Origin of the sequence: Burkholderia sp. AU6039 (genome assembly GCF_002223365.1) — a bacterium.
In the GTDB taxonomy this organism is placed as follows: domain Bacteria; phylum Pseudomonadota; class Gammaproteobacteria; order Burkholderiales; family Burkholderiaceae; genus Burkholderia.
In genome coordinates, this window is the sequence record NZ_NKFK01000015.1 from 1 (window position 1) to 2,922 (window position 2,922).

1 rRNA gene is annotated in these 2,922 nt (G+C 52.8%); it reads right to left on the bottom strand.

Features of this window, described 5'->3' with window-relative positions:
• Positions 1-21: 21 nt before the first annotated feature.
• Positions 22-2,903 (bottom strand): 23S ribosomal RNA (locus CFB39_RS38375).
• Positions 2,904-2,922 lie beyond the last annotated feature (19 nt).

The window sequence follows — 2,922 nt, forward strand, 5'->3', positions numbered from 1 at the left end:
AGCGCGAGACAGACTTGTTATAGGATCAAGCCTTACGGGCAATTAGTATCAGTTAGCTGAACGCATTACTGCGCTTACACACCTGACCTATCAACGTCCTGGTCTCGAACGACCCTTCAAGGGGATCTAGTCCCCAGGGATATCTCATCTTAAGGCGAGTTTCCCGCTTAGATGCTTTCAGCGGTTATCTCTTCCGAACATAGCTACCCGGCGATGCCACTGGCGTGACAACCGGTACACCAGAGGTTCGTCCACTCCGGTCCTCTCGTACTAGGAGCAGCCCCCTTCAAATATCCAACGCCCACGGCAGATAGGGACCAAACTGTCTCACGACGTTTTAAACCCAGCTCACGTACCTCTTTAAATGGCGAACAGCCATACCCTTGGGACCGGCTACAGCCCCAGGATGAGATGAGCCGACATCGAGGTGCCAAACACCGCCGTCGATATGAACTCTTGGGCGGTATCAGCCTGTTATCCCCAGAGTACCTTTTATCCGTTGAGCGATGGCCCTTCCATACAGAACCACCGGATCACTATGACCTGCTTTCGCACCTGCTCGACTTGTCGGTCTCGCAGTTAAGCACGCTTATGCCATTGCACTATCAGCACGATTTCCGACCGTACCTAGCGTACCTTCGTACTCCTCCGTTACGCTTTGGGAGGAGACCGCCCCAGTCAAACTGCCTACCATGCACTGTCCCCGACCCGGATCACGGGCCAAGGTTAGAACCTCAAACAAACCAGGGTGGTATTTCAAGGACGGCTCCACCGAAACTAGCGTTCCGGTTTCATAGCCTCCCACCTATCCTACACAGATCGGTTCAAAGTCCAATGCAAAGCTACAGTAAAGGTTCATGGGGTCTTTCCGTCTAGCCGCGGGTAGATTGCATCATCACAAACACTTCAACTTCGCTGAGTCTCGGGAGGAGACAGTGTGGCCATCGTTACGCCATTCGTGCAGGTCGGAACTTACCCGACAAGGAATTTCGCTACCTTAGGACCGTTATAGTTACGGCCGCCGTTTACCGGGACTTCAATCAAGAGCTTGCACCCCATCATTTAATCTTCCGGCACCGGGCAGGCGTCACACCCTATACGTCCACTTTCGTGTTTGCAGAGTGCTGTGTTTTTATTAAACAGTCGCAGCCACCAGTTTATTGCAACCCCTTCACCCTCCTGGCGCAGGCCAGTCAAGCTACAAGGGCGTACCTTATCCCGAAGTTACGGTACCAATTTGCCGAGTTCCTTCTCCCGAGTTCTCTCAAGCGCCTTAGAATACTCATCTCGCCCACCTGTGTCGGTTTGCGGTACGGTCATCGTTAGACTGAAGCTTAGAGGCTTTTCTTGGAACCACTTCCAATTGCTTCGCTCCCTAAGGAGCTCGCGCCACACCCTTGAATTACGCGCCCGGATTTGCCTAAGCGCCTTCTCCAATGCAGCGACCGGGACTTCCAACACCCGGACAACCTTCCGCGATCCGTCCCCCCATCGCATCTAACAATGGTGCAGGAATATTGACCTGCTTCCCATCAGCTACGCATTTCTGCCTCGCCTTAGGGGCCGACTCACCCTACGCCGATGAACGTTGCGTAGGAAACCTTGGGCTTACGGCGAGGGGGCCTTTCACCCCCTTTATCGCTACTCATGTCAGCATTCGCACTTCTGATACCTCCAGCATCCCTTCCGAGACACCTTCGCAGGCTTACAGAACGCTCTCCTACCATGCGTGCAAAGCACGCATCCGCAGCTTCGGTATATAGCTTAGCCCCGTTACATCTTCCGCGCAGGACGACTCGATCAGTGAGCTATTACGCTTTCTTTAAAGGGTGGCTGCTTCTAAGCCAACCTCCTGACTGTTTTAGCCTTCCCACTTCGTTTCCCACTTAGCTATATTTGGGGACCTTAGCTGGCGGTCTGGGTTGTTTCCCTCTTGACACCGGACGTTAGCACCCGATGTCTGTCTCCCGTGATTGCACTCTTCGGTATTCGGAGTTTGCTATGGCGGGGTAATCTGCAATAGACCCCCCAACCATGACAGTGCTCTACCCCCGAAGGTGAGACACGAGGCACTACCTAAATAGTTTTCGGAGAGAACCAGCTATTTCCAAGTTTGTTTAGCCTTTCACCCCTATCCACAGCTCATCCCCTAACTTTTCAACGTTAGTGGGTTCGGACCTCCAGTACGTGTTACCGCACCTTCATCCTGGCCATGGATAGATCACTTGGTTTCGGGTCTACGCCCAGCAACTGAACGCCCTATTCGGACTCGCTTTCGCTACGCCTGCCCTATACGGTTAAGCTTGCTACTGAACGTAAGTCGCTGACCCATTATACAAAAGGTACGCCGTCACCCCTTACGAGGCTCCGACTGTTTGTATGCATGCGGTTTCAGGATCTATTTCACTCCCCTCCCGGGGTTCTTTTCGCCTTTCCCTCACGGTACTGGTTCACTATCGGTCGATCACGAGTATTTAGCCTTGGAGGATGGTCCCCCCATCTTCAGACAGGATTTCACGTGTCCCGCCCTACTTGTCGCACACCTAGTTCTTTCATACTGTTTTCGCCTACAGGGCTATCACCTGCTATGGCCGCACTTTCCAGAGCGTTCGGCTAACAATACAAATAAAGAGTGCAAGGCTCATCCCATTTCGCTCGCCACTACTTTGGGAATCTCGGTTGATTTCTTTTCCTGCGGTTACTTAGATGTTTCAGTTCACCGCGTTCGCTTCACATGGCCTATGTATTCAGCCATGGATACTCCAAAAGGAGTGGGTTTCCCCATTCGGACATCTACGGATCAAAGCTTGTTTGCCAGCTCCCCGTAGCTTTTCGCAGGCTACCGCGTCCTTCATCGCCTGTGATCGCCAAGGCATCCACCACATGCACTTGTTCGCTTGACCCTATAACGAGTCTGTCTCG